The organism is Pseudomonas sp. NFACC42-2 (assembly GCF_900116055.1).
GTDB classification, from domain to species: Bacteria; Pseudomonadota; Gammaproteobacteria; order Pseudomonadales; family Pseudomonadaceae; genus Aquipseudomonas; species Aquipseudomonas marginalis.
In genome coordinates this window covers 1-25,033 of the sequence record NZ_FOZO01000034.1, presented here as the reverse complement: position 1 = coordinate 25,033, position 25,033 = coordinate 1, and the positions used below count along the sequence as shown (strand labels likewise).

Genomic DNA, 25,033 nt, shown 5'->3' with positions numbered 1-25,033 from the left:
GCTGCCGAGCGCAAGCGAGGCTGCGTCAGGCGCGCTGATGATCCAGGACCGAGTCGCGGCCTACGCAGCCTCGCCGGGGCTCGACAGCTGCTACGGATTTGCGTGGTGTTGGATAAGGCGGTATCTACAGGGGCGCGTCAGGTATGTTTTTTCAGCGCTTTTCCTGCTTATTGGGCAACGGCGCAAACAACGCCTCGATATCCTCGTTGCCCAACTGCCAATCCCCCGTGGTACGCCCATCCAGCACACCCGCCGCCAGGTCGGATTTTTCCTTTTGCAGGTGCTGGATTTTCTCCTCCACCGTGCCCCGCGCGATCATCTTGTACACGAACACCGGTTTCTCCTGGCCGATGCGGTATGCACGGTCGGTGGCCTGGTTTTCGGTGGCCGGGTTCCACCAAGGGTCGTAGTGAATCACGGTGTCGGCTTCGGTCAGGTTCAGGCCCACGCCACCGGCCTTCAGGCTGATCAGGAAAATCTGCAACTTGCCGCTCTGGAAATCCTTCACCGGTGTGCGCCGATCGCGGGTCTGGCCCGTCAACAGGGCGTAGGCGACACCGCGTTTTTTCAGCTCCACTTCGATCAGGCTCAACATCGAGGTGAACTGGGAAAACAACAGGATCCGGCGGCCTTCCTCAAACAGCTCTTCGAGCATTTCCATCAGGCTGTCGAGCTTGCCCGAGCTGCTGCCGCGGGTGGGCAGGGTCGCATCGTTGACCAGGCGCAGATCGCAGCACACCTGGCGTAGCTTCAGCAGAGCCTCAAGGATGATGATCTGGCTGCGCGCCACACCTTTGCGGGTGATTTCGTCGCGGACCTTTTTGTCCATGGCCAGGCGCATGGTCTCGTACACATCGCGCTGGGCCTCATTGAGGTCGACCCAGTGAATGATCTCGGTCTTGGGCGGCAGTTCAGTGGCCACCTGCTCCTTGGTGCGGCGCAGCAGGAAGGGTTTGATCCGACCGTTGAGGTGCTGCAGTCGTACCTCGCTGGCGCGCTTTTCGATGGGAACGCGGTAGTCGCGGTTGAAGCTTTTGACGTCGCCCAGCCAGCCCGGCAGCAGGAAGTGGAACAGCGACCACAACTCGCCCAGGTGGTTTTCCAGCGGTGTGCCGCTCAGGCACAGGCGCTGCCGGGCATTCAGCTCGCGCGCGGCCTGGGCTGCCTTGCTGGAAGGGTTCTTGATGTACTGGGCTTCATCGAGGATCAGCACATGCAAGGGCAGGGCGGCCAGGTGCTCGATGTCCTTGGGCAGCAGCGCGTAGGTGGTCAACAGCAGGTCGTAGTCCTGCAGGCTGGCGAAGTGTTTTTTGCGCGTGGCCCCGTACAGCGCCAGCACCTTGAGTTGCGGGGTGAAGTGCGCCGCTTCGTCGAGCCAGTTGGGGATCAGGCTGGTGGGCATCACCACCATGCACGGCCGGTCCAGGCGCCCGGCGATCTTTTCACTGAGGATATGCGCCAGGGTCTGCAGGGTTTTGCCCAGGCCCATGTCATCCGCAAGTATGCCGCCCACCTCCAGTTGGCGCAGCGACTGCATCCAGCTCAACCCTTCCAGTTGATAAGGCCGTAAGGTCGCGTTCAGGCCTTCGGGCGCCACGCAGGTGAAGTCCTTGATGTCCCGCAGGCGCTGGGCAAAGTTGCGGATCTTCTCGCCGCCCTCCCATTGCAGGGGCAGGTCTTCCAGCGGGTTGAGGCGAATCGCATCGGCCTTGGCCAGGCGCAGCGCGGTGGTGCCGGGCTCCTGCAGGTAAAACTCACCGAGGGTGGCCAGTACCGGTTTCAGGCGGCCGTAGGGCAGTGCCACTTGCAGCGGGCCGTGACCGCCATTGGGCAGGCCGGGGATATTCACCAGGATCAGCTCGTCATCGCGGCGCCGCGCGAGTTTTTCCGGGTTGAGGATCTCCGTGTGGGAGCGCATCAGGTTGAGCAGGATCGGCAGCAGGCTCAGGCGCTCACCGTTGACGATAATCCCCAGTTCCAGGTCGAACCAGTCGCGCTCGGGGCCTTCATCGACGGTGGCGTACCAGTCGTCGACGGCGCTCAGGTCAAACCCGAAGTCATCATCGATCTGCAGCTCCCAACCCTCGGCCCGCAGGGTCGGCGAGGCATTGAGGGTGAAGTTCAGCCAGGCGCTGTCATTGACCATCTCGAACAGCTCGCCGGCGCTTTCCGGCAAGGCCTTGCTCTGGCGCGTGGCGATCTTGAAACCGAGCAGGCGCAGTTGTTCGCGATAGGGCTGCTCCAGCTCGGGATGGCGCTTGATGCGCAGGCTCTGGGTTTCCTGACGCACGATGATATCGGCGTTCTTCTGCCCGCTGACATAGTTGCCCAGGTAGTTGAACGACAGCGCCGCACGGTGCTGGATATAGCGTTGCATCTTGCCGTTGCGCGGCTCAAATGCGCTGAACTCGACGCTGGCCAGCCACAGGCGCGGCACGGGCACCACATCCTCCATCACCACCTGCGGCAACACCACGCGGTTATCCAGCACGGCCTGGAGTTTTTCCAGCAACTCGGCATCCTGGGCCGCCGCCGGGTAGGCCAGGGTTTCCTGGACCTTGAGCAGCACCGCCGCGATGTGTTTGCAGTTGGTGTGCACCGGGCAGGTACAGCGGCTGTCCACCAGGATCAGCGCGCCCTTGGCCGATTCGCGCAAGGAGATGGTTTGCCGGTAAACGTTGCCCCCCGAGCCTTCGCAACTGGCGACGATGGTGCTGTCGCCGGATTCGACGATGCGCACGCGGTTCTCCAGCGCATAGCGCCGCCCGCGCTCCAGGCTTTGCTCTTTGAAGCGATTGGCCCACGAAGGGGCCAGGGGTTTGGTCAACGGCGACGTCAGGGGCATGGCGCTGGATCAGTCCTGAATGTCGGGCGGGGGGGCGCTGGGTGGCTTGGCGGTCAACGAAGTGATCTTGATCAGCAGTGCCAGGTGGCCGCCATCCAGGTAGTTGAGCTGGTTGTTCTTGGTGCGCACGTCTTTCTGGCTCAGGTGTTCGCTGGCCACCACGCTGCCGTTGCTGTCGAACGTGTTGAGCCAGAAGTCCGCATCGATATCCGTGAAGCGCCCCAGTTGCAGGCTCAACACGCCCTCGATGGGGAACTGGCCGAACTGCTCCTGGCCGTCGGTGATCGCGATCTTGACCGGCTGCTCGCCGAGGTTCTGTTCCCAGGCCTTGTGCGCCAGCACGGTGAAGCTGTTATCGGCGTTGAGTTTGTCGACGATATTGTTCAGGCGCGGCGGGCTCAGCCTGTCGCCCAACCGCTGCGCGCCCTCATCCCAATTTTCCGGCGCAGCGCGGCTGTTGAGCGCCGGCTCCGCGTTCTGGCGTACCAGGATCATTTCCACCTGGTACGGACTGTCGGCAAATGCCGAAGGCGCGAGTACCACCAACAACAGGCTCAGAATGCGGAACAGGCGCATTGGGGCGTCCTTCAAGCAGATTTCGGGATGAGGCGCTCGAACAACGCCTCCAATGTATTAAAGCGTTCTTCGGCACGTTCCATCGGCACCATGAACTTGAACAGCGTAGCCCCTTCGAACTTGTAGCGATTGGGCTGGCCCTGGATCAGCTTGATCAGCACCAGTGGGTCCACCGGCGTCTGCGCTTCGAACTCGATACGCCCGCCTTGCGGCCCGGCGTCGACTTTCTTGATCCCAAGCTGCTCGGCCTGCAATTTGAGCAGGGTCAGGCGCACCAGGTTCTTGGTCGGCTCGGGCAGCAGGCCGAAGCGGTCGATCATCTCCACCTGCAGGTCCTTGAGGCCCTCTTCGTCGGTGGCCGAGGCGATGCGCTTGTACAGGATCAACCGTGCATGCACATCCGGCAGGTAGTCTTCGGGGATCAACGCCGGCAAGCGCAGGTTGATTTCCGGACCGCCGCCCAGGGGCTGGTCGAGGTTCGGCTGCTCGCCCTTGCGGATGGCTTTCACCGCGCGTTCGAGCATCTCCATATACAGGGTGAAGCCGACGGCCTGGATCTGCCCGCTCTGGCCATCGCCCAGCAGTTCGCCGGCACCGCGGATTTCCAGGTCATTGGTGGCCAGCACAAAACCGGCGCCCAGGTCCTGGGTGTTGGCGATCGCTTCCAGGCGTTTTTCGGCGTCCCCGGTGATCTGCTGGCGGGGCGGCGTCAGCAGGTAGGCATACGCCTGGTGGTGACTGCGCCCAACCCGGCCGCGCAGCTGATGCAGCTGGGCCAGGCCGAACTTGTCCGCCCGCTCGATGATGATGGTGTTGGCGCTAGGCACGTCGATGCCGGTCTCGATGATGGTCGAGGCGATCAGCACGTTGAAGCGCTTGTGATAGAAGTCGCTCATCACCTGTTCGAGATCGCGTTCGCGCATCTGCCCGTGGCCGATGGCGATGCGTGCTTCCGGCACCAGTTCGGCGAGGTCGGCGGCGCATTTCTCGATGGTTTTTACGTCGTTGTGCAGGTAGTACACCTGGCCGCCGCGCAGCAATTCCCGCAGCAGCGCTTCCTTGACTGTGCTTTTGTTCTGCTCCATCACGAACGTGCGCACCGACAGGCGCCGCGCCGGCGGCGTGGCGATGATCGACAGGTCGCGCATGCCCGACACCGCCATGTTCAGTGTGCGCGGAATCGGCGTGGCGGTGAGGGTAAGGATGTCGACCTCGCTGCGCAGGGCCTTGAGCTGTTCTTTCTGACGCACGCCGAAGCGGTGTTCCTCGTCGATGATCACCAGGCCCAGGTTCTTGATCTTTACATCGTCCGACAGCAGCTTGTGCGTGCCGATCACGATGTCGATCTTGCCTTCGGCGAGGTCGGCGACGGCGGCATTCACCTCCTTGGCGGACTTGAAGCGGCTCATCACTTCCACGCTCACCGGCCAGTCGGCAAAGCGGTCGCGGAAGCTGTTGTAGTGCTGCTGGGCGAGCAGGGTGGTCGGCACCAGGATCGCCACTTGCTTGCCGCCGTGTACCGCAATAAAGGCTGCGCGCATGGCCACTTCGGTCTTGCCGAAGCCCACGTCGCCGCACACCAGGCGGTCCATCGGCTTGGGCGCGAGCATGTCGGCGCGCACCGCTTCGATGGTGGTTTGCTGATCCGGGGTTTCTTCGAAGGCGAAGCCGGCACTGAAGGTGGCGTAGTCGGCCTTCGGGTCGGCGAAGGCGTACCCTTCGCGCGCCGCACGACGGGCATAGATGTCGAGCAGTTCGGCGGCGACATCGCGCACCTGTTCGGCGGCCTTGCGCTTGGCTTTCTGCCAGGTCTCGGAGCCCAGGCGGTGCAACGGCGCCAGGGCGTCGTCGCTGCCGGTGTAGCGGGCGATCAGGTGCAGGTTGGCCACCGGCACGTAGAGCTTGGCGCCCTCGGCGTATTCCATGGTGAGGAATTCGGCGGCCTGGTTGTCGATCTCCAGGGTCTGCAGGCCCAGGTAGCGGCCGACACCGTGGTCGATATGCACCACCGGCGCGCCTTCGCGCAGTTCCGTGAGGTTTTTGATCACCGCGTCGTTGTTGGCGTCGGCGCGTTTTTCACGGCGGCGACGCTGCATCACGCGCTGGCCGAACAACGGGCTTTCGGCGATCAGCGCGAGCGCCGGGTCATCCAGCAGCAGGCCTTCGTCCAGTGGCGCGATGGTGATCGCCAGGCGTTCTTTGCTGGCGACAAAATCCGGCCAGCTGTCGACGGTTTTCGGCCGCAGCTTCAGGCGTTCCAGCAGTTCCAGCAGCACTTCACGGCGCCCGGCGGATTCGGCGGTGAACAGCACGCGGCCGGGGAAGTCGCCGAGGAAGTTCGAGAGTGCTTCCAGGGGTTGCGTGGCTTTGGCCTGGATCGCCAGGTCCGGCAACGTTGCCGCCGGGAAACGCTCGCGGCCGCTGCCGGTGTCCACATCCTGTTGGCTGGCGACCACGCGCGGCCAATTCTTCAAGCGGGCGAAGCAGTCTTCCACCGGCAGGAACAGCTCGGCGGGCGGTAATAAAGGCCGGGAAGGATCGACGCGGCGCTCTTCATAGCGGTTGCGCACGTCGTTCCAGAAGTTTTCCGCCGCCTGTTCGATGCCCGGCAGCGAGAACACCTGGGTGTCCTGGGGCAGGTAGTCGAACAGGGTCGAGGTTTCGTCGAAGAACAGCGGCAGGTAGTACTCGATACCGGCCGGGGTAATCCCGCTGCTCAAGTCCTGGAAGATCGGGCAGCGGCGGAAGTCCACATCAAAGCGTTCACGGAAGCGCGCCTTGAAGCGCGTGACCGCATCCTTTTGCAGCGGGAACTCCCGCGCCGGCAGCAGCTTGATCGACTCGACCTTGTCGATGGAACGCTGGTTTTCCGGATCGAAGGTGCGCAGGGTCTCGATTTCGTCATCGAACAGGTCGATGCGGTACGGCAACTTGCTGCCCATGGGGAACAGGTCGATCAGCGCACCACGCACGGCGAATTCACCGTGCTCATACACCGTGTCGACGCAGCGGTAGCCGCTGGCTTCGAGGCGCGTGCGCATCTGTTCCACGTCGAGTTTCTGGCCGATATCCAGCACCAGGCTGCTGCCCAGCAGGAACTTGGTCGGCGCCAGGCGGTGCAGGGCGGTGGTGATCGGCACCACCAACACACCGTGGGCCAGTTCCGGCAGGCGGTACAGGCTGGCGATACGCTGGGAGATGATGTCCTGGTGCGGCGAGAACAGGTCGTAGGGCAGGGTTTCCCAGTCGGGAAAATGCAGCACCGGCAAATCGGGGGCGAAGAAGCTCAGCTCCTGCTCCAGCCGTTCGGCGCTTTGGCTGTCGGCGGTAAGCAGCAGGGTAAAGCGCTTGGCTGCGCTGGCAGCCTCGGCAATGGCCAGGCTCAGGGCGGCACCGGGCAGGTTGCCCCAGTGCTGTTTACCTGCCGCGGCAGGGAGAAGCGGTAGACGCAGAACGGGCACGGAAGGTTGAGCTCCAAGCGTTGCGACAAAGTCGGTAATTGTAACGGCCCGAGGTGCCGCCTGTCAGTTGCTGACTGAGCCTATTACGGTTTGTAGGAAATGTAGTGGCTAAGACAAACAAAGCAGCCTTTTGACTCATTATGTAGTGCCGTTTTGCACGGATGTTTCGGAGGGTTACGGACAAGTTAGCGGCACTGCGCCATTGGTGGCCTTCTGAAACCCGCGTGTTTCCTGGCCTGTAGCGGGGTGGTATTTTTTTGCAAGGGCTTTTTGTTGTGGTTGGCGCATTGCTCAACGGGCGGTCGGACGACATAATGTAGCCCCTTTTTTCAGCCCCTACATGTGGAAGGTTCCCGTGACTCAGAAGCCCGACCAGTGTCTTGGTGAATGGATCGACCGTGAAGCACTCGCAGAAGCGATGATCCCGCTTATCGGTCAGCTGTACCGCAATAACAATGTGGTGAGCTCAATCTATGGCCGCAGCCTGATCAACCAATCAGTCATCGCGATTCTCAAGGCGCATCGCTTTGCTCGCCATCGTTCCGCCGACGACAGCGAACTCTCCGTCCACGAAACATTCCCCCTGCTCAAGGCCATGAGCGAGCTCAAGCTCGGCGCGGCTTCGGTAGACCTGGGCAAGCTGGCCTACAAATTCCGCAAGGAAGGTGCCGGCCGCAGCGCCGAGCAGTTCGTGCGTGAAGAAATGGCCGATGTGGTGGGCCAGCAAAACGCCGCTGCCCGCAAAGGCACCGACGTTGTCCTGTACGGTTTCGGTCGTATCGGCCGCCTGCTGGCGCGCATCCTGATCGAAAAAACCGGTGGCGGCGACGGCCTGCGCCTGCGTGCCATCGTGGTGCGCAAAGGCGCCGAGAACGACCTGACCAAGCGCGCCAGCCTGCTGCGCCGCGATTCGGTACACGGTTCGTTCAACGGTACCATCACCATCGACGAAGAAAACAACACCATCACCGCCAACGGCAACCTGATCCAGGTGATCTACGCGAAGAACCCGACCGAGGTGGATTACACCCAGTACGGCATCAAGGACGCCCTGCTGGTGGACAACACCGGCGTATGGCGTGATGCCGAAGGCCTGGGCCAGCACCTGGCCTGCCCGGGCATCGACCGCGTCGTGCTGACCGCTCCTGGCAAAGGTAAGCTCAAGAACATCGTGCACGGCATCAACCACGGCGAAATCACCGCTGACGACAAGATCGTGTCCGCCGCTTCCTGCACCACCAACGCCATCGTGCCGGTGCTCAAGGCGGTGAATGACAAGTTCGGCATCGTCAACGGCCACGTTGAAACCGTTCACTCGTACACCAACGACCAGAACCTGATCGACAACTTCCACAAGGGCGATCGCCGTGGCCGCAGCGCCGCGCTGAACATGGTCATCACCGAGACCGGTGCCGCCACCGCCGCTGCCAAGGCCTTGCCTGAGCTGGCCGGCAAGCTGACCGGTAACGCGATCCGTGTGCCGACGCCGAACGTGTCGATGGCCATTCTCAACCTGAACCTTGAGAAAGCCGCTACCCGTGAAGAGATGAACGAGTACCTGCGCTACATGGCGCTGCACTCCGACCTGCACAAGCAAATCGACTTCGTCAATTCCCAGGAAGTGGTGTCCACCGACTTCGTTGGCTCGCGCCATGCCGGTGTGGTGGACGCGGAAGCGACCATTACCCAGGACAACCGCGTTGTACTGTACGTCTGGTACGACAACGAGTTCGGCTACAGCTGCCAGGTGGTTCGCGTGATGGAAGACATGGCCGGGGTCAACCCGCCTGCGTTCCCGCGCTAAGCCTTAGCACTGAATGAAAAAGCCCCGACTGGTTCGGGGCTTTTTCATGGCAGTGGGTTTTGTGTTGCCGAGCGGGGCCTCATCGGGAGCAAGCTTTCGACGTGTGAATACCTTCAAATGTGGGAGGGGGCTTGCCCCCGATAGCAGTAGTTCAGTGTATGCATGCCTAACGGGCAGGCCATTTTCATTTCAGCAGTTTGCCGCGCAAATCATCGGACAAACCCTTGGGCGCCAGCCAAATACCCAGGTAGGCCCTTGCCAGTGCGTCATTGCGGCTGCTGAATACCACCTGCCCATTGATCTCCAGATTCAGGCCACGGCCGGGGCGAAAGTCCAGGGCGTAGCGATCACCGCTGCGGATGTTACGAAAGCTGGCGTGCAACTGGTCGACTTCAATCCTCAGGCGAGGGCTGGCTTGCTGGCGCTCCAAGGTGGCCGTCGCCGCCTTGATCACATCGTTGCGGTCGATGTCGCGAAAGTAATACAGCACAAGGCGCAGCGGCTGTTGCGAGTCCCATGCCTGCCTGGCGCTCACAGTCTGCGGGGCATACAGCGCAGCCGCGTACACATCCGCCCAGAGGTAGGTGAACACCGTCTGGTTTTTCAGCGCCAGTCCGTGGGCTTGCGCAGGAAAATCGGCTTGCCGGAGCCGGTCTGCCTCACTTGCATGCACCACAACCGAAAAAATCATCATTAAACAGAAAACGACATGCCGCATAATGGCCCGTCCTGCAAAGGTGCGTGTCAGCAGTGTAATGCCGGTTTCCTGTTCCTGTAGTAAAGGCAAAACTGGCCTACGACGCGACCAAGGGTTAATGTGCGCGGCGTTGAGCCTTATATAGACTGTGCCCCGGCTCACACACTTGAGCCAAATTGTCCTTCATGACCGCTGGCTGCGGCATGATTTAGCCAGGCGTCCAACCGTGCGCCTGGCCTGTTCTGAGGAGTACGCATGGCTGTCTACAACTACGACGTGGTGGTACTGGGTTCCGGCCCGGCTGGAGAAGGTGCGGCGATGAACGCCGCGAAGGCAGGGCGCAAGGTGGCGATGGTCGATAGCCGTCGCCAGGTCGGCGGTAACTGCACCCACCTGGGCACCATCCCGTCCAAGGCTTTGCGTCACTCGGTGCGCCAGATCATGCAGTTCAACACCAACCCGATGTTCCGGGCCATTGGTGAGCCGCGCTGGTTCTCGTTCCCGGACGTGCTGAAAAGCGCCGAGAAGGTCATCTCCAAGCAAGTCGCTTCGCGTACCGGCTACTACGCCCGTAACCGTGTCGACCTGTTCTTCGGCACCGGCAGCTTCGCCGACGAGCAAACCGTCGAAGTGGTGTGCGCCAACGGCGTGGTCGAGAAGCTGGTGGCCAAGCACATCATCATCGCCACCGGTTCGCGCCCGTATCGTCCGGCGGATATCGATTTCCACCACCCGCGTATCTACGATAGCGACACCATCCTCAGCCTGGGCCATACCCCGCGCAAGTTGATCATCTACGGCGCCGGCGTGATCGGCTGTGAATACGCCTCGATCTTCAGTGGCCTGGGCGTGCTGGTGGAGCTGGTGGACAACCGCGACCAGTTGCTGAGCTTCCTCGACTCGGAAATTTCCCAGGCGTTGAGCTACCACTTCAGCAACAACAACATCACCGTGCGTCACAACGAAGAATACGAGCGGGTCGAAGGCCTGGACAACGGCGTGATCCTGCACCTCAAGTCCGGCAAGAAGATCAAGGCCGATGCCTTGCTGTGGTGTAACGGCCGCACCGGCAACACCGACAAGCTCGGCATGGAAAACATCGGGGTCAAGGTCAACAGCCGTGGCCAGATCGAAGTCGACGAGAACTATCGTACCTGCGTGACCAACATCTACGGTGCCGGTGACGTGATCGGCTGGCCAAGCCTGGCCAGTGCGGCGCATGACCAGGGCCGTTCGGCGGCCGGCAGCATTGTCGACAACGGCAGCTGGCGTTACGTGAACGACGTGCCAACCGGGATCTACACGATTCCCGAGATCAGCTCGATCGGCAAGAACGAGCACGAACTGACCAAGGCCAAGGTGCCTTACGAAGTGGGCAAGGCGTTCTTCAAGAGCATGGCGCGTGCGCAGATCGCCGGTGAGCCGCAAGGCATGCTCAAGATCCTGTTTCACCGCGAAACCCTGGAAGTCCTCGGCGTGCATTGCTTCGGCTACCAGGCTTCGGAGATCGTGCACATCGGCCAGGCGATCATGAACCAGCCGGGTGAGCAAAATACCCTCAAGTATTTCGTCAACACCACGTTCAACTACCCGACCATGGCCGAAGCCTATCGGGTAGCGGCCTACGACGGCCTCAACCGGCTTTTTTGAGCGGCTCCGGCCGGTGGCCTGAGCCGGCCGGGGAGACCGATTTCAGTAATTCTCGAGGGTGGCAGTGGCCAAACCGGGAAAGTCTGTAATCAGGCTATCTACGCCGAAGTCGGCGAGCCTGCGCATCAGCGCAGGTTCGTTGACTGTCCACACGGACACGTGCAAACCCTGGCGCTGGGCTTTTTCCAGGCGTTCGGGGGTGCACAACGTCCAGTTCAACGCCAGAATCTCACAACCATAGTTCTGCGCGACCTTCAGCGGGTCGAGCCAGGCATATTCGGCGACCAACCCGCGTGACAGGTCGGGGGTGAGTTCAACCGCCGCTTTCAACACTTCTCTCGAGCTTGAGGTCACGGTGACCTTGTCCATCAGGCCGAAGCGCACGGCCATCTCACGGATGGCCAGCACGGTGGTCGCGGCACGGGTGCGCGAGGCGCTTTTGACTTCCAGTTGCCAGTGATCGAAGTCGCACTGTTCGAACAGCTCTTCCAGGCGCGGAATCGGGCAAGGCTTGACCCAGCCCGGGCCGCCTTTGCGCGCGTCCATCTTCACCAGGTCTGCCGCCGAATACTCGACGACTTTGCCGCGCCGGTCGGTGGTGCGCTTGAGGGTCGGGTCGTGGATGACCATCAGCTCGCCGTCCATGGACAGGTGCAAATCCAGTTCGCAGCGGCGTACACCGTGCTTGAGACACGCCTGGAAGCTGGTCAGGGTGTTTTCCGGTGCTTCGCCTTTGGCACCGCGGTGGCCGTAGATCAGGGTCACAGTTGCTCCTTTACGCCAGCTTGTCTGGCAGGGTGAATTCGAGAGTTCAGGTGTCTTGGGCGTCGCTCTGTTCCCGTGCCAGGCGCCGTTCCTGCGCCTGTTTCTGCAGGATGTAGCGCGCCAGCAGCTGGCGTTGGGCATCGGTCATGGCTTCGAATTCCGTGCCGACGTCAAAGCCTGTGCCCTTGGGATCGCAATGGGTGACCCGCGCGCGCAGCAGCAGGCCGAGCGCCTGGGGCATCAGCACCAGCTTGACCGCCAGGTGCGCACCCACCGTCAGGGGGGAGGGGTGTTGGAAATCGATGCCGCCTTCGGAGATGATCACCGGCTGCGGGGCGCCGACCTCATCCAGCAGGCCGCGGGCCATGATTTGGCTGAGCAAATCCAGGCGTTTGTTCTGGACGCGGAGAAAGGCCACGAGGGTGCGATCCTTCTCGCTGAGCTGGCGCAGCAGGTGCTGGGCTTCAAATTCGCTCAGGTGCAGTTCACTGAGCAGATTGAACAGCGGTGAATCATCCAGCAACACTTCCTTGCTCGCCGCTTCGGGGGCAGACAGGCTTTTGATTTGGAGTGCGATCATGTCGTCGATACGGTAGTATTCGCGGCGCTCTTCTTCATCTAATGTCGACATGGCGAACCCCAGGTAACGGTAATGGTCTGAGTGTAAAGCTGCTTACCAGACCCCGCCACCGGGACGTCTTCTTTTCCTCCGAACAAGCCCCGACATGTTCAGACCTCTCTTCGTATTTATTGGCACGCGTTATACCCGTGCAAAGCGTCGCAATCATTTTGTGTCGTTCATTTCCTTGACCTCGATGATCGGTCTCGCCCTTGGCGTGGTCGTGATGATCGTGGTGCTGTCGGTGATGAACGGCTTCGATCATGAGATGCGCACCCGCGTGCTGGGCATGGTGCCCCACGCGACCATCGAGGGCGATGCGCCCATCAGCGACTGGCAAAGCCTGGCCGCCAAGGTCAAGCAGAACCCCAAGGTAGTGGCCGTGGCGCCGTTTACCCAGATGCAGGGGCTGCTGACCAACGACGGCAAGGTGCAGAAAATCCTGCTCAATGGCATCGATCCGGCCCAGGAACGCAACGTCTCGATCATCGACAAGTTCATGTTGCAGGGCAAACTCGACGATCTGGCCCCCGGCAGCTTTGGCATTGTCATCGGTGACAAGGCGGCGGCCAAGCTCGGCGTAGGCATCGGCGACAAGCTGACCTTCGTCGCGCCGGAAGTCACCGTGACGCCGGCCGGCATGTTCCCGCGCATGAAGCGCTTTACCGTGGTCGGCACCTTCCACGTCGGCGCCGGCGAGATCGACGGCTACCTCGGCCTGACCAACCTCACCGACCTCGCTCGCCTGCATCGCTGGCAGCCGGACCAGGTGCAAGGCCTGCGCCTGAAGTTCAACGACCTGTTCGATGCCCCGCGCGGCGCCTGGGAAATCGCCCAGCACCTGGGTGAAAGCCAGTACTACGCCCGCGACTGGACCCGCACCCACGGCAACCTGTACCAGGCCATCCGCATGGAAAAAGCCATGATCGGCCTGCTGTTGCTGCTGATCGTCGCCGTTGCCGCCTTCAACATCATCTCCACGCTGGTGATGGTGGTGAATGACAAGAAGGGCGACATCGCCATCCTGCGCACCCTCGGCGCCACGCCGGGGCAGATCATGGCGATCTTCATGGTGCAGGGCACCGTGATCGGCGTGGTCGGCACCTTGATCGGCACCGCGGTAGGCATTTTGGCCGCGCTGAACGTCAGTGCCGCCATCGCCTTGCTTGAAAAGGTGATCGGCCACAAGTTCCTCAACGCCGACGTCTACTTCATCGATTACCTGCCGTCCCAGGTGCAAGCCCAGGACGTGCTGATGGTCGGCGGCGCCGCGTTGGTCCTGAGTTTCCTTGCCACCCTGTATCCAGCCTGGCGCGCGGCACGTACCCAGCCAGCACAGGCCTTACGTTATGAGTGAATCGGGCATGAGTGAAAAAGCAATCCTGAGCTGCCGCAACCTGGGCAAATCCTACGAGGAAGGCCCGGAATCGGTCGTGGTGCTGTCCAACCTGCAACTGGAACTGCATCCCGGCGAGCGCGTGGCGATCGTCGGCAGTTCCGGTTCCGGCAAAAGTACCTTGCTCAACCTGTTGGGCGGCCTCGATACGCCGTCCCAGGGCAGCGTATGGCTGGCCGGTGAAGAACTGTCGGCCTTGAATGAAAAGGCCCGTGGCCAGTTGCGCAACCGCTCGTTGGGCTTTGTGTACCAGTTCCACCACCTGTTGCCGGAATTCACCGCCCTGGAAAACGTGTGCATGCCGCTGTTGATCGGCAAGACCGCGATCCCGGAAGCCCGCCAGCGCGCCAAGGCGTTGCTCGAGCGCGTCGGCCTCGGCCATCGCCTGGAACACAAGCCGGCCGAACTGTCCGGCGGTGAGCGCCAGCGTGTGGCGATTGCCCGTGCCCTGGTGAACAACCCGGGGCTGGTGATGCTCGACGAGCCCACCGGCAACCTCGACTCCCACACGGCCCAGGGCATCAAGGACTTGATGCTGGAACTGAGCACCCAGATGCGCACCGCGTTCCTGGTGGTGACCCATGACATGAGCATGGCCCGCCAGATGGACCGCGTACTGCATCTGCAGGAAGGTCATCTGGTCGCCATCTGACCTGTTTCAAGCCCGGTGCCTGACGCCGGGTTTTCTATTTTTCCAACGGTGCCCGCGAATGTTCAGACCGTTATCGATTTTCATCGGCACGCGCTATACCCGCGCCAAGCGCCGCAACCGTTTTGTTTCGTTTATCTCGATGACCTCGATGATCGGCCTCGCCCTGGGCGTGCTGGCGATGATCGTGGTGCTGTCGGTGATGAACGGCTTCCAGCGCGAAATGAGCTCGCGCATCCTTGGCATGGTGCCTCACGCCACTGTCGTCGGGGTGAACCCGATCGACGATTGGCAGCCGGTGGCCGCTGCGGCGATGAAAAATCCGCAAGTGACTGCCGCCGTACCGTTCACGCAGATGGACGGCATGTTCTCCTACAAGGGCGCGATGCAGCCGATTGAGATCAGCGGCGTCGACCCGGCCCAGGAAGGCAAGGTGTCGATCGTGGCCCAGCATATCGTGCAGGGCAAACTGGAAGACCTGAAGCCCGGTGAGTTCGGCGTGGTGGTCGGCGAAATCACCGCCCGGCGTTTTCGCCTGAATGTGGGCGACAAACTGACCCTGATCGTCCCGGAAATCAGCAGCGCGCCCGGTGGTATCACCCCGCGCATGCAGCGTCTGAACGTAGTGGGTATCTTCAAGGTCGGCGCCGAGCTGGATGGCTCCATGGCCTTGATCCACATGGCTGACGCCGCCGAGATACAGCATTGGCAGCCAAACCAGGTGCAGAGCGTGCGCCTGGCGTTGAAAGACCTGTACGCAGCGCCCAAGGTCTCGGCGGACATCGCCGCCAGCCTCGGCAGCGGCTACAAGCCCGATGACTGGACCCACACCCAGGGCAGCCTGTTCAGCGCGATGAAGATGGAAAAGACCATGATCGGCCTGTTGTTGCTGATGATCGTCGCCGTCGCGGCGTTCAACATCATCGCCACGCTGATCATGGTGGTGAACGACAAGGGCGCGGACATCGCGATCTTGCGCACCATTGGTGCCACCCCTCGGCAGATCATGGCGATCTTCATGGTGCAGGGCACGGTGATCGGCATTGTCGGCACCTTGATCGGCGGCGTGCTGGGGGTGATTGCGGCGCTGAACGTGAGTGAGCTGGTGGGCTGGCTGGAGCGGGTGAGCGGGCAGCATATCTTCAGTTCGGATGTGTACTTCGTCAGCAACCTGCCTTCCGAGCTGCAAAGTGGCGATGTGGTGCTGATTTGTACGGCCGGGTTTGTGTTGAGCTTCCTGGCGACGATTTACCCGGCGTATCGGGCGGCGAAGATTGAGCCGGCGCATGCCCTTAGGTATTCGTAGTCTTTAAGACCGCTATCTGGGGCAAGCCCCCTCCCACATTTGAATGTATTCACAGATCAACGTGTGGGAGGGGGCTTGCCCCCGATAGGGCCGGCCCGGCTTGCATCAATTTCCCCTGGGCAACTCAATCACAAACCTTGTCCACCCAGCCGCGGATTCACAAAAAATCCTCCCCCCATGGGCTCGCACAATCGACTGGGTAATCGCCAATCCCAGCCCCGCATGCTCGCTGCTGCCCTCATGGCGCGCCGGGTCGGCTCGGTAGAACCGGTCGAACAGCCTCGGCAACACGTGCGCTGGAATACCTTTCCCGCTGTTTTCTACCGTCAGTGTCACGCCCCGTGCGCCTTCAACCATCCGCACGCGCACTTGGCCGCCGGCTGGGGTAAACCTGAGGGCGTTGTCCAGCAGGTTCGACAGGGCCCGGCGCAGCATGCCGCGATCGCCGACGGTTTGCGCGTTGCCTTCGCGTACCAGCGAGACCTGTGCGTCTTCTGCCAGCAACGCAAAGAACTCCAGCAACGTCTCCACTTCATCTCCCAGCGCCAAAGGCTCGCGCTTGGGCACCAGCAAGCCGTGGTCCGCCTTGGCCAGGTACAGCATGTCATTCACCAACTGCGCCATCCATTGCAGCTCTTCCAGGTTGCTGTGCAGCGCCTCGCGGTAATCCTCCAGGGGGCGCGGTTGGGTCAGGATGACCTGGGTCTGGGTCAGCAGGTTCGACAGGGGCGTGCGCAGTTCATGGGCAATGTCGGCGGAGAAGGCCGACAGGCGTTGGAAGGCGTCGTCCAATCGCCCCAGCATGGCATTGAAGGCCTGGGCCAGGTCGGCCAGTTCCGCCGGCATTTGCTGGTGCGGCAGGCGCTGGGTCAAGGAGTTGGCCGACACGCTGGCAGCCACTTCGCCCATGCGCCGCAACGGACGCAAGCCACTGCGAGCAGCCCAGGCGCCCAGCAGCGCGGTGGCCAGGGCCGACAGGCCGACGGTGAGCCAGATCAAATGCTGCATGCGTTGCAGGAAGTGCTGGTGATGGGTGATGTCGAGCATCAGGGTCAGTTGCGGTGAGGCGAGCTGGCCGGGCCTCAAGGGGGCGTTGTACACGCGGTAGTCGGTGCCGGCGTTCTGCAGGGTGTGCAGGCCAGGCGCCTCGGGCAGGCTGACGCTTGGTGCATCGTCCAGCCAGCGCTGGCCGGCGGCGGTGATGCGCAATGTCAGGTCAGGCTGGCGATTGAGTTCGGCTCGAAGTTGCGCTTCGCGTTGGGCGAATGAGTCCAGTGATTCGACGCCCTGCAAGGTACTGCGCAGCGCCACCAACTTGCTGTCGAGTTGCTGTTGGTCCAGCTCAATGAAGTGCGCCTCGCTGGCACGGTTGAACAACACGCCGGCGAGCAACGAGACCACCGCGGTGCACGCCGCAAACAGCAGGGCCAGGCGGCTGGCCAGGGACAGACGCGGGATCAATGGCTGCGCTCCTCCAGCACATAACCCATGCCGCGCACGGTATGGATCAGCTTGGTGGGGAAAGGATCGTCGACTTTCAGGCGCAGGCGCCGGATCGCGACTTCGATGATGTTGGTGTCACTGTCGAAATTCATGTCCCACACCTGGGAGGCAATCAGCGACTTGGGCAGGACTTCGCCCTGGCGGCGCAGCAGCAGCTCCAGCAGGGAGAACTCCTTGGCGGTGAGGTCGATGCGCTGGCCGTCCCGTTCGACGCGGCGGCGGATCAGGTCCAGGCGCAGGTCGGCCAGTTGCAGGGCGGTTTCCTGCGGCGTGCTGCTGCCACGGCGCAACAGGCTGCGTACCCGCGCCAGCAGTTCGGAGAAGGCGAAGGGCTTGACCAGGTAATCGTCGGCACCCAGTTCCAGGCCGTGCACCCGGTCTTCCACGGCATCCCGGGCGGTCAGAAACAGCACCGGGATCTCCAGGCCGGCACTGCGCACCGCTTGCAGGATTTGCCAGCCGTCGCGACCGGGCAGCATCACATCCAGGATCAACAGGTCATAATCGCCGGTCAGCGCCAGGTGCTGGCCGCTGGTGCCGTCGGCCACCAGTTCGGTGGTAAAGCCCGCCTCGGCCAGGCCTTGGCGCAGATAGTGGCCGGTTTTCGGTTGGTCTTCGACGATCAGCAATTTCATGGGCGGCTCTTGGCAACAGTTCACGAGGGGCTTTATACCCTGGGTGCCAGGGGAAGGGCGCAACCTGACAAAGTTGTAATCTAGCAGTCAGCTGGCTGGCAGCGGCGCACTCTTAGAGTGCTGTCCAAGCAGGTTGCACACTTTTTGGAGAATCGAGATGGCATTGCGTACACCCCTGTTGTTGGCGGGCTGCCTGTTGGCGTTGAGTTTCAATGCAATGGCGGATGCGGCCCATACCTACGCGTTTGGCCAGCCTGCACCGGCGGATAAGGCCACACGCACCGTGGAAGTGACGCTGCAGGATATTTCTTTTTCGCCCAAGTCCCTGGACGTCAAGGCCGGTGAGACGGTGCGCTTTGTACTGGTCAACAAAGGCCAGTTGCTGCATGAATTCAACCTCGGTGACGCGGCGATGCACGCCGAACACCAGAAGGAAATGCTGCAGATGCAGGCCAGCGGCATGCTCACCTCCACGGGGATGGGCAAGATGGATCACAGTGCGATGGGCCATGGTGATATGGGCGGCATGAAACACGACGATCCCAACAGCGTGCTGGTGGAACCCGGCAAGACCGCTGAGCTGACCTGGACGTTCACCAAGGCCACCGGCCTGGAGTTCGCCTGCAACCTCCCCGGGCATTACCAGGCGGGCATGGTCGGCAAGCTGACCGTTGAGTAAGGCGTTTCTTAAGGGCGGGGGCAAAGGCTGGTAGACTGGCGCGGTTTATTTAGCCAGGTTTCCGCCATGCATCCCGCAGCCGAACATTCGCCGCTGGGCAAGTCCAGTGAATACATTTCCACCTACACCCCTTCGTTGCTGTTCCCGATTCCACGCGCCGCCAAATGGGCCGAGCTGGGCCTAAGCGCCGAGACCCTGCCGTACAAGGGCGTGGACTTCTGGAACTGCTTCGAGTTGTCCTGGCTGCTGCCGTCGGGCAAGCCGGTGGTGGCCATCGGTGAGTTCAGCATCCCCGCCGACTCGCCGAACATCATCGAGTCCAAGTCGTTCAAGCTGTACCTCAACTCGCTGAACCAGACCGCGTTCACCGATACACCAAGTCTGGAAGCGACCCTGCGCACCGACCTCAGCGCTGCCGCCGGCAAGCCTGTTACCGTGCGTATCCGCAGCTTGGCCGACATTGAGGCCGAAGGCGTGATGGCGTTGCCGGGCACGTGCATTGACGATCTGGAGATCAGTGTCAGCAACTACGAACACCCGCGCCCGGAGCTGCTGCGTTGCGATGACTCGCGCATTGTCGAGGAGAGCGTGCACAGCCACCTGCTCAAGTCCAACTGCCCAGTGACCAGCCAGCCCGACTGGGGCAGCGTGGTGGTCGAGTATCGCGGTGCGGCGTTGGATCACGGGAGTTTGCTGGAATACCTGGTGAGCTTTCGCCAGCACTCGGATTTCCATGAACAGTGCGTGGAGCGCATTTTCCTCGACCTGCAGCGTTTGCTGAAGCCGGAGAAGTTAACGGTGTATGCGCGCTATGTGCGGCGCGGCGGGTTGGATATCAACCCTTACCGCAGTACTGAGGATGTGGCGTTCCAGAACGTGCGCCTGGCCCGTCAGTAAGCAAAGGTGGGAGGGGGCAAGCCCTCTCCTACCTTTTGGTTCTGCGCCTGGCTTGGGCTCGGCTCAGATCCCCATATTGCCCAAGGTGATCATGATATTGCGCAGTGTCCCGGAAATCACCGGGTGCTCAGCGTCGAACTCTATGGCAGCTTGGCTCACATCGTCGGAAATACTCGGCGTCTGAGTGGCCGGTTCAAGTTCAAGTTGCAATTCAAATTTGGCAATCAAGGCTTGCAGCGCTTCACGTTTTTCTTCCGACAGCGGCGGCTCCTGTTCCAGTTGCCCGCGCAGGATCTCGACCTGTTCTTCCAGTTTTTTGCGATCAGGCATGACGTTCTTCCTTTTATCGATAGGCACTGGCATAGACCACGGCACGCCGTGAAAGGTCTACGGACTGACCTGTAGATTAATCCACGGGCGCCGACTGTGCATGATCTCGATCAGGGCTTCTCGCCTTTGAGCTGGCGCAGGCTGATGTCGGCCAGGCAGGTGCCGAGTTCACCGAGGTGATCGATCACCGAGTGGACCCCCAGGCCATAGAGCTCAACGGTGGCTTTGCCGCGCTTGTGCTCGCGTTCCTTGTCGCTCAGCGCCTGCCACTGCTCAGGCGCCAGGCCGCACAATGAACCACATGAGGCCAGGCCAATGGTCCACAAGCCGGCATTCAGGCCCGATTGCAGCAGGCGCGGCTCGCCGCTGACCAGTACGCAACCTTCCAGGCGTTCAATGTTGAGTTCCATCAAGGCTTGCCAGCAGGCATGAGGGGCGGGCCAGCGGATGGAGGAGGGGGATGCGGCCTTGAGCCAGCCGGGCAGTACGGCGGCCAGTGGTGTGGTTACCGAAGGCGGCAGTTCGTCCAGCCAGGCACAGGGGACGCCTTGTTCCTTGAGGCTGCGCAGGATTTTCAGGGCGCCGGGTGTGGCTTGGGAGTCCGGGGAGGGGGAATCGGTGCGCGCCCGGGAACCAAAGTCCACCAGGCAACCACTCAGGCCAAACAGAACAGCAGTCAAGGCGGGCGCGTTGGCGATGGCTATCTCGGCGTGAGGCATGTCGACATCCCTGAAATAGCTGTGACGCTATCGGGGCAGGATGACAAGCAGATGACAGCGGGGTAATTGTAGGAAAATTGTCCATTTGTGTTAGGACTATTCCTAGCAGCTGCCTAATTGGACACTTCCGTCATATACTGACGGCCTTATTCAGGGCATAGCGCCCATGACAGACCATTCAAGGAGCAAAAGCTATGCGCTGGAGCCACTACTTCGCTCAGCTATCGGTGTGTGCCACTGTCCTGCTGGCGCCTTTCGCTGCACAGGCTGCATCGGAAGATGATCCATGGGAAAGCGTCAACCGCCCGATTTTCACCTTCAACGACACCGTTGATACCTACGCCCTCAAGCCATTGGCCCAAGGCTATCAGTGGATCACCCCGCAATTTGTCGAAGACGGTATCCATAACTTCTTCCGCAATATCGGTGACGTCGGCAACCTGGCCAACAACGTGCTGCAGCTCAAACCCCACAATGCCGGGGTCGATACTGCGCGCTTGCTGGTTAACACCACCTTCGGCGTGCTGGGCTTTATCGACGTCGGCACCAAAATGGGGCTGCAACGCAGTGATGAAGACTTCGGCCAGACCCTCGGTTACTGGGGCGTGGGCAGCGGTCCCTACGTGATGATCCCGCTGCTGGGCCCGAGCACCTTGCGTGATGCACCGTCCAAATACGTGGACAGCTACACCCAACCGTACCGCTATATGAACGATATCGGCTGGCGCAACAGCACCATGGGCCTGAACATCGTTGACACCCGTGCCAGTCTGCTCGACAGCGAGAAATTGATCACTGGCGACAAGTACACCTTTATCCGCAATGCCTACCTGCAGAACCGCGAGTTCAAGGTCAAGGATGGCAAGGTCGTCGACGACTTTTAAGCTGTGATGTTTTGAAATGAAAAAAAGGCGACCCTGGCGGTCGCCTTTTTTATGCGCGGGTTTCAGCGCATTTTCAGGATCCTAAGCCCGAGTTGTTGCTCGTCGCCCACGGTTTTGGTCCAGACCACTTCCGTGTCAGCCTCCAGGCCCTTGAGCGCCGCGTGCTCTGAATCAATGCGCACGGTGAGCAGGTCTCCCACCGCGAACTGGCGCGGTGCCTGCACCTGCATCCCGGAGCTGGAAAGGTCCACGCAAACCCCGGCAAACTCCTGGCCTTCGTGGAGCAAAGATACTTCGGCATCCACCCGCATGCGGATGAAATCGCGTTTTTCGGCGTAGTCGCGCTCGTGTTCGCCCATCGGTTCCATCCTTACTTTGTGTTGTGGTCTTGGCTGTTCTTATAACTCTCGGTGATTTGCGATGTAAAGACGCCCGGCGACCATCGGCATGAGCTTGAAACCCCTGGCGGATGGGAGTACCGTCTGCGCCTTAGAAGGGCACCTCTGCTTTACAGTTGTGCATGGGGAAAATCCCATTGCGTTGTAGTACAGAGAGGCTAGAAAGCGAATCCAGTACGTGAGCCCGGCCATTGCCGAGCCACCTACGCCAACCTAATTCTGGCGCCGTTTGCCCACATGCAAAAAACCAGTGCCACGCTGCTGATAATCGATGACGACGAAGTAGTGCGCGCGAGCCTTGCGGCCTATTTGGAAGACAGTGGCTTCAGCGTCCTGCAGGCCAGTAATGGCCAACAGGGTCTCCAGGTATTCGAGCGCGACCAGCCCGACCTCGTGATCTGCGACCTGCGCATGCCCCAGATGGGCGGCCTGGAGCTGATTCGCCAGGTGACCGAGCTTGCCCCGCAGACGCCGGTGATTGTCGTGTCCGGTGCCGGCGTCATGAACGATGCCGTCGAAGCGTTGCGTCTGGGCGCTGCCGACTACCTGATCAAGCCCCTCGAAGACCTGGCGGTACTGGAGCACTCTGTGCGCCGCGCCTTGGATCGTGCGCGCCTGCTGGTCGAGAACCAGCGCTACCGCGAAAAGCTCGAAACCGCCAACCGCGAACTCGAAGCCAGCCTTAACCTGCTCCAGGAAGACCAGAACGCCGGTCGCCAGGTGCAGATGAATATGCTGCCGGTCAGCCCCTGGACCATCGACGAATTCCAGTTTGCCCACCAAATCATCCCGTCGCTGTACCTGTCGGGTGATTTTGTCGACTATTTCCGCGTAGACGAGCGGCGTGTCGCGTTCTACCTGGCCGATGTCTCCGGCCATGGTGCTTCCTCTGCTTTTGTCACCGTGTTGTTGAAGTTCATGACCACACGGCTGTTGTTCGAATCCAAGCGCAATGGCACCTTGCCGGAGTTCACCCCCTCCGAGGTGCTGGGTCACATCAACCGTGGCTTGATCAGCTGCAAGCTGGGCAAGCACGTGACGATGGTGGGTGGCGTGATTGATGAAGAAACCGGTCTTTTGACCTACAGCATCGGCGGCCACCTGCCGATGCCTGTTTTATACACTCCCGACAGTGTGCGTTACCTGGAAGGGCGTGGTCTGCCCGTAGGCTTGTTCAATGAAGCTACTTACGAAGACCACATCCTGGAGCTGCCGCCGACGTTCAGCCTGACGCTGATGTCCGATGGCATCCTGGACCTTCTTCCAGAGCCTACACTCAAAGAGAAAGAAGCCGCCTTGCCCCAGAAGGTCAAGTCGGCGGGCGGCAGCCTGGATGGCCTGCGGCAGGTTTTTGGATTGGCCACGCTAGGGGAGATGCCGGATGATATCGCCCTATTGGTGTTGAGCAGGAATCTTTGATGAGTACCGGAAGAATCCAATTCGCCGAGCAAGACGGGACCTTCGTCCTGAAGTTTGTCGGTGAAGTGCGCCTGACCTTGTGTTCGGCGCTGGATGCGACGATTGAGCGGATTTTCACGGCGTTGAATTTCTCGGCGATCGTGATCGATCTGACCGAAACCCGCAGCATCGATAGCACCACCCTTGGGTTGTTGGCCAAGCTGTCCATTCTGTCCCGGCAGAAGGTCGGCCTGTTGCCGACCGTCGTCACCACCCACGAAGACATCACCCGTCTGTTGCAGTCCATGGGCTTCGACCAGGTGTTCAACATCGTTGATCGCCCGATCCCGTGCCCGGAATGCCTCACCGACCTGCCGTCCCAGGACCAGTCCGAGGAAATCGTACGGGTCAAGGTGCTGGAAGCGCACAAGATCCTGATGGGCCTCAACGAGTCCAACCGCGAAGCCTTCCACGACCTCGTCAACGCCCTCGAGCGTCACTGATCCCAGGGATCGCCTGCACGTAGCAGCTGCCTCGCTTGCGCTCGGCAGCTGCTACTTAGGGACAACAGAGCAAAAAAGGGCGGTACCCTCACAGGTACCGCCCTTTTTGCCGCCTCCGCCGTTTACAGCTTGGCGGACAACAGTGCCTCAAGCTTCTCCTGGTCCCGGGCAAACTGACGAATCCCCTCCGCCAGCTTCTCAGTCGCCATCGCATCCTCGTTGGACTCCCAACGGAACTGCGCTTCAGTCAGATGCACTCGCGCTTCTCCGGCGTGCCCTGGCGACAACTTGCGTTCCAGCTTGCCGTCATCCGCCGCCAGCTTCTCCAGCAGGTCCGGGCTGATGGTCAGGCGATCACAGCCGGCCAGCTCTTCAATCTGGCTCAGGTTACGGAAACTCGCACCCATCACCACGGTCTTGTAGCCATTAGCCTTGTAGTAGTTGTAGATGCGCGTCACCGACTGCACGCCCGGATCATCAGCGCCGGTGTAGTCGTTGCCATTGGCTTTCTTGTACCAGTCGTAGATACGGCCTACGAACGGTGAAATCAGGAACACGCCGGCTTCTGCGCACGCCACCGCCTGGGCAAACGAGAACAGCAGGGTCAGGTTGGTCTGGATGCCTTCTTTTTCCAGCTTCTCCGCCGCGCGGATGCCTTCCCAGGTGGACGCGATCTTGATCAGCACGCGGTCACGGCTAACCCCGGCTTTGTCGTACAGGTCGATCAGACGGTGCGCACGCTTGAGTACGGCGTCAGTGTCGAACGACAGGCGGGCATCCACCTCGGTGGAGATGCGCCCTGGCACGACTTTCAGGATCTCTTGGCCTACGGCCACCGCGAAACGGTCGCTGGCCAGGCCGACATCACCGTTGCAGTCCTGCACACACTCATCCAGCAGCTTGGCATAGCCCGGGATCGACGCGGCCTTGAGCAGCAGGGAAGGGTTGGTAGTGGCGTCTTGGGGCTTGAGCTTGGCGAGGGTAGAAAAATCGCCGGTATCGGCTACGACAGTAGTGAATTGCTTGAGTTGTTCCAACTTGGAAGTCATGGGCGTGCTCTGTCCTATGGGTCTGATGACATTACCCGAGCGCTGGCAGGCGCTCAAGGGCGCAAATGCGTTCGATCGTTTGCGAGGGCAACAACCTGAAAACAGCCGTTTGAATGCCCGGCGGTGCTGCTGAATAGGAGGCCAGAACGGCCGACAGGTTCAACCCGACTGCCCGATGACACTTGGATAGCGCCTTTATGCCAACTGACTCCTTCCCTGGCACACACCGCACCAAATGTGGGAGGGGGCTTGCCCCGGTACAAACCGGGG

The 25,033-nt window shown here is 61.2% G+C and carries 22 protein-coding genes; 10 read left to right on the top strand and 12 right to left on the bottom strand.

Going from position 1 to position 25,033, the window contains the following annotated elements; all coding sequences use genetic code 11:
- Nucleotides 1–151: 151 nt before the first annotated feature.
- The 3 genes from BM416_RS29930 to mfd are packed head-to-tail and all read right to left on the bottom strand — an operon-like array spanning nt 152 to nt 6,882.
- Nucleotides 152–2,845, bottom strand: coding sequence for a DEAD/DEAH box helicase (locus tag BM416_RS29930; protein ID WP_092490361.1), 2,694 nt, complete (start codon nt 2,843–2,845; stop codon nt 152–154).
- A gap of 9 nt (nt 2,846–2,854) precedes the next feature.
- The gene (locus BM416_RS29925; RefSeq protein ID WP_053136551.1) at nt 2,855–3,421 is read right to left on the bottom strand and encodes a CsiV family protein; all 567 of its coding nucleotides are present in this window, start codon (nt 3,419–3,421) and stop codon (nt 2,855–2,857) included.
- An 11-nt stretch (nt 3,422–3,432) separates the two neighbouring features.
- Entirely contained in the window at nt 3,433–6,882 is a 3,450-nt protein-coding gene (gene mfd / locus BM416_RS29920; RefSeq protein WP_092490360.1) for a transcription-repair coupling factor, read from the bottom strand.
- 340 nt (nt 6,883–7,222) lie between these two features.
- On the opposite strand from mfd, the gene BM416_RS29915 reads away from it, so the two are divergent.
- A complete protein-coding gene (locus BM416_RS29915; protein ID WP_027604232.1) occupies nt 7,223–8,686 on the top strand; it encodes a glyceraldehyde-3-phosphate dehydrogenase in 1,464 nt (487 codons plus the stop codon).
- A gap of 184 nt (nt 8,687–8,870) precedes the next feature.
- Here BM416_RS29915 and BM416_RS29910 read toward each other — a convergent pair whose 3' ends face one another.
- Entirely contained in the window at nt 8,871–9,404 is a 534-nt protein-coding gene (locus BM416_RS29910) for a chalcone isomerase family protein (protein ID WP_065928154.1), read from the bottom strand.
- A 234-nt stretch (nt 9,405–9,638) separates the two neighbouring features.
- On the opposite strand from BM416_RS29910, the gene sthA reads away from it, so the two are divergent.
- A complete protein-coding gene (gene sthA / locus BM416_RS29905) occupies nt 9,639–11,033 on the top strand; it encodes a Si-specific NAD(P)(+) transhydrogenase (RefSeq protein ID WP_005786183.1) in 1,395 nt (464 codons plus the stop codon).
- A gap of 42 nt (nt 11,034–11,075) precedes the next feature.
- On the opposite strand, the gene BM416_RS29900 is transcribed toward sthA, so the two are convergent.
- Together BM416_RS29900 and BM416_RS29895 are read right to left on the bottom strand one after the other, a co-directional pair.
- Complete coding sequence (locus BM416_RS29900) at nt 11,076–11,798, bottom strand: glycerophosphodiester phosphodiesterase (RefSeq protein ID WP_092490359.1); 723 nt, start codon at nt 11,796–11,798, stop codon at nt 11,076–11,078.
- A gap of 46 nt (nt 11,799–11,844) precedes the next feature.
- Nucleotides 11,845–12,429: a PilZ domain-containing protein gene (locus BM416_RS29895; protein WP_027604229.1), complete on the bottom strand. Its 585-nt coding sequence runs from the start codon at nt 12,427–12,429 to the stop codon at nt 11,845–11,847.
- Nucleotides 12,430–12,523: 94 nt separating this feature from the next.
- Here BM416_RS29895 and BM416_RS29890 point away from each other — a divergent pair, with 94 nt between their 5' ends.
- From BM416_RS29890 to BM416_RS29880, 3 genes are read left to right on the top strand one after another with little or no spacing between them, the layout of a single operon-like run.
- Nucleotides 12,524–13,774: a lipoprotein-releasing ABC transporter permease subunit gene (locus tag BM416_RS29890; RefSeq protein ID WP_092490358.1), complete on the top strand. Its 1,251-nt coding sequence runs from the start codon at nt 12,524–12,526 to the stop codon at nt 13,772–13,774.
- A gap of 7 nt (nt 13,775–13,781) precedes the next feature.
- Nucleotides 13,782–14,465: a lipoprotein-releasing ABC transporter ATP-binding protein LolD gene (lolD, locus tag BM416_RS29885; RefSeq protein ID WP_024074097.1), complete on the top strand. Its 684-nt coding sequence runs from the start codon at nt 13,782–13,784 to the stop codon at nt 14,463–14,465.
- A 58-nt stretch (nt 14,466–14,523) separates the two neighbouring features.
- Nucleotides 14,524–15,768, top strand: a complete 1,245-nt coding sequence (locus BM416_RS29880) for a lipoprotein-releasing ABC transporter permease subunit (RefSeq protein WP_092358983.1) — start codon at nt 14,524–14,526, stop codon at nt 15,766–15,768.
- 105 nt (nt 15,769–15,873) lie between these two features.
- On the opposite strand, the gene BM416_RS29875 is transcribed toward BM416_RS29880, so the two are convergent.
- Both BM416_RS29875 and BM416_RS29870 read right to left on the bottom strand, forming a co-directional pair.
- On the bottom strand, nt 15,874–17,229 hold the full coding sequence (locus BM416_RS29875) for a heavy metal sensor histidine kinase (protein ID WP_092490357.1): 1,356 nt from the start codon (nt 17,227–17,229) through the stop codon (nt 15,874–15,876).
- Nucleotides 17,226–17,906, bottom strand: coding sequence for a heavy metal response regulator transcription factor (locus tag BM416_RS29870; RefSeq protein ID WP_092490356.1), 681 nt, complete (start codon nt 17,904–17,906; stop codon nt 17,226–17,228). The genes BM416_RS29875 and BM416_RS29870 overlap by 4 nt, the downstream gene beginning before the upstream one ends.
- A gap of 217 nt (nt 17,907–18,123) precedes the next feature.
- On the opposite strand from BM416_RS29870, the gene BM416_RS29865 reads away from it, so the two are divergent.
- Both BM416_RS29865 and queF read left to right on the top strand, forming a co-directional pair.
- Nucleotides 18,124–18,585, top strand: a complete 462-nt coding sequence (locus BM416_RS29865) for a copper-resistant cuproprotein CopI (RefSeq protein ID WP_371856079.1) — start codon at nt 18,124–18,126, stop codon at nt 18,583–18,585.
- A gap of 66 nt (nt 18,586–18,651) precedes the next feature.
- Nucleotides 18,652–19,482, top strand: a complete 831-nt coding sequence (gene queF / locus BM416_RS29860; protein ID WP_092490354.1) for an NADPH-dependent 7-cyano-7-deazaguanine reductase QueF — start codon at nt 18,652–18,654, stop codon at nt 19,480–19,482.
- Between the two features lie 63 nt (nt 19,483–19,545).
- Here the strand turns inward: queF and BM416_RS29855 are convergent, their stop codons facing one another.
- Both BM416_RS29855 and BM416_RS29850 read right to left on the bottom strand, forming a co-directional pair.
- Nucleotides 19,546–19,812, bottom strand: coding sequence for a DUF4404 family protein (locus BM416_RS29855; protein WP_065928147.1), 267 nt, complete (start codon nt 19,810–19,812; stop codon nt 19,546–19,548).
- Nucleotides 19,813–19,922: 110 nt separating this feature from the next.
- Entirely contained in the window at nt 19,923–20,531 is a 609-nt protein-coding gene (locus BM416_RS29850) for an HAD superfamily inactivated hydrolase PcrP (RefSeq protein WP_092490353.1), read from the bottom strand.
- Nucleotides 20,532–20,725: 194 nt separating this feature from the next.
- Here BM416_RS29850 and BM416_RS29845 point away from each other — a divergent pair, with 194 nt between their 5' ends.
- A complete protein-coding gene (locus BM416_RS29845; RefSeq protein WP_027604219.1) occupies nt 20,726–21,415 on the top strand; it encodes an MlaA family lipoprotein in 690 nt (229 codons plus the stop codon).
- Between the two features lie 62 nt (nt 21,416–21,477).
- Here BM416_RS29845 and BM416_RS29840 read toward each other — a convergent pair whose 3' ends face one another.
- Nucleotides 21,478–21,774, bottom strand: a complete 297-nt coding sequence (locus BM416_RS29840) for a PilZ domain-containing protein (RefSeq protein WP_065947405.1) — start codon at nt 21,772–21,774, stop codon at nt 21,478–21,480.
- A 276-nt stretch (nt 21,775–22,050) separates the two neighbouring features.
- On the opposite strand from BM416_RS29840, the gene rssB reads away from it, so the two are divergent.
- A complete protein-coding gene (gene rssB, locus BM416_RS29830; RefSeq protein ID WP_027604216.1) occupies nt 22,051–23,232 on the top strand; it encodes a two-component system response regulator RssB in 1,182 nt (393 codons plus the stop codon).
- The gene (gene rssC / locus BM416_RS29825) at nt 23,232–23,714 is read left to right on the top strand and encodes an anti-sigma factor antagonist RssC (protein WP_010212025.1); all 483 of its coding nucleotides are present in this window, start codon (nt 23,232–23,234) and stop codon (nt 23,712–23,714) included. The genes rssB and rssC overlap by 1 nt, the downstream gene beginning before the upstream one ends.
- Before the next feature lie 122 nt (nt 23,715–23,836).
- Here the strand turns inward: rssC and tal are convergent, their stop codons facing one another.
- Nucleotides 23,837–24,763, bottom strand: a complete 927-nt coding sequence (gene tal, locus BM416_RS29820; protein ID WP_027604215.1) for a transaldolase — start codon at nt 24,761–24,763, stop codon at nt 23,837–23,839.
- Nucleotides 24,764–25,033 lie beyond the last annotated feature (270 nt).

Coding starts and splice junctions, on each gene's coding strand:
- BM416_RS29930 (WP_092490361.1), bottom strand. CDS start 2,845: ATGCCCCTGACGTCGCCGTTGACCAAACCCCTGGCCCCTTCGTGGGCC.
- BM416_RS29925 (WP_053136551.1), bottom strand. CDS start 3,421: ATGCGCCTGTTCCGCATTCTGAGCCTGTTGTTGGTGGTACTCGCGCCT.
- BM416_RS29915 (WP_027604232.1), top strand. CDS start 7,223: ATGTGGAAGGTTCCCGTGACTCAGAAGCCCGACCAGTGTCTTGGTGAA.
- BM416_RS29910 (WP_065928154.1), bottom strand. CDS start 9,404: ATGCGGCATGTCGTTTTCTGTTTAATGATGATTTTTTCGGTTGTGGTG.
- sthA (WP_005786183.1), top strand. CDS start 9,639: ATGGCTGTCTACAACTACGACGTGGTGGTACTGGGTTCCGGCCCGGCT.
- BM416_RS29895 (WP_027604229.1), bottom strand. CDS start 12,429: ATGTCGACATTAGATGAAGAAGAGCGCCGCGAATACTACCGTATCGAC.
- BM416_RS29890 (WP_092490358.1), top strand. CDS start 12,524: ATGTTCAGACCTCTCTTCGTATTTATTGGCACGCGTTATACCCGTGCA.
- lolD (WP_024074097.1), top strand. CDS start 13,782: ATGAGTGAAAAAGCAATCCTGAGCTGCCGCAACCTGGGCAAATCCTAC.
- BM416_RS29880 (WP_092358983.1), top strand. CDS start 14,524: ATGTTCAGACCGTTATCGATTTTCATCGGCACGCGCTATACCCGCGCC.
- BM416_RS29870 (WP_092490356.1), bottom strand. CDS start 17,906: ATGAAATTGCTGATCGTCGAAGACCAACCGAAAACCGGCCACTATCTG.
- BM416_RS29865 (WP_371856079.1), top strand. CDS start 18,124: ATGGCGGATGCGGCCCATACCTACGCGTTTGGCCAGCCTGCACCGGCG.
- queF (WP_092490354.1), top strand. CDS start 18,652: ATGCATCCCGCAGCCGAACATTCGCCGCTGGGCAAGTCCAGTGAATAC.
- BM416_RS29855 (WP_065928147.1), bottom strand. CDS start 19,812: ATGCCTGATCGCAAAAAACTGGAAGAACAGGTCGAGATCCTGCGCGGG.
- BM416_RS29850 (WP_092490353.1), bottom strand. CDS start 20,531: ATGCCTCACGCCGAGATAGCCATCGCCAACGCGCCCGCCTTGACTGCT.
- BM416_RS29845 (WP_027604219.1), top strand. CDS start 20,726: ATGCGCTGGAGCCACTACTTCGCTCAGCTATCGGTGTGTGCCACTGTC.
- BM416_RS29840 (WP_065947405.1), bottom strand. CDS start 21,774: ATGGGCGAACACGAGCGCGACTACGCCGAAAAACGCGATTTCATCCGC.
- rssB (WP_027604216.1), top strand. CDS start 22,051: ATGCAAAAAACCAGTGCCACGCTGCTGATAATCGATGACGACGAAGTA.
- rssC (WP_010212025.1), top strand. CDS start 23,232: ATGAGTACCGGAAGAATCCAATTCGCCGAGCAAGACGGGACCTTCGTC.
- tal (WP_027604215.1), bottom strand. CDS start 24,763: ATGACTTCCAAGTTGGAACAACTCAAGCAATTCACTACTGTCGTAGCC.